Source organism: Pseudomonas sp. PF05 (genome assembly GCF_056521845.1).
Map to the genome: position 1 here is coordinate 1 of NZ_JBWLPW010000067.1, position 820 is coordinate 820.

The 820-nt window shown below is 53.0% G+C and carries 1 protein-coding gene and 1 pseudogene; both read right to left on the reverse strand.

Annotation, left to right across the window (positions count from 1 at the left end; translation table 11 throughout):
- Positions 1-292, reverse strand: a pseudogene (locus tag AC09SL_RS29445) (hypothetical protein); the annotation flags it as partial.
- Positions 293-303: 11 nt separating this feature from the next.
- Positions 304-820 (reverse strand): hypothetical protein (locus AC09SL_RS29450; protein WP_479572002.1); only part of this gene is annotated, 517 nt, incomplete at its 5' end.

The window sequence follows — 820 nt, forward strand, 5'->3', positions numbered from 1 at the left end:
GTGGGCAGCCGCTGACTGTTCTATACAGATCAATTTCTGAATTCGGCTGGTAACTTTTCCGCCATTGCAGGTTGTACCCGACCTCCGTATTTCTGCCGCCCGGTACGGTGCAGGTCTGCCCTTTGGCGGGCACGTACACCGCAACGGCTTGGTAGGCAAAGTCTGGCGGCAGATCAGCGGTAAAGACAAAAGTGTTCGCTTGTTTGTTGGCGCAACCAACGATTAACGCCATGGAACAACCCAAGCCTGCGTTACGCAACAGCGCATGTATTTTTGAGTGGGACGTAGTCATGGGGTAGGGCCTTATTCCGTACAGCCGGGATAAATGGTGCATGTCTGTCCGTCGGGCATTTGAAACGTGCTGAAGTCCTTGTAGTTACCGAAGCAGTACGCATCTTGATCTTCAAAGTTTTCCCCCATGCAGCGTTTCCAACCGTTCGGCACCTTCACCCAAGTGTCTCCAATGGCGGGTCTTTCCTCGTCCGCCAATTTGATCTTCATCCTCACGGTCTTACCCGGTAGCTGATCGAGGGTGTACGCCGCGAAAGGACGCCCACGTCCAAGCTCGCCCTGTGGGTTGGTTTTTTTGCAGTCGAGGATTTTTACGATGCGTCGTTTGGACCCAGCAGTACGGAACAACCACTGGCATTGGCCATAGAAAGTACTTTCACCCGCTTCGCTGAACGTGCCTTTGTATTGCGCTTCCAGCTCATCGCGAATCACGACGTTGGCTGAATCCTGACTGATATCACTCCAGTCCTTTCCATAGGCAGAGTTGATTTCAAGCTCAATGCGGCTGATCACCAGTGGGCAACCCAGA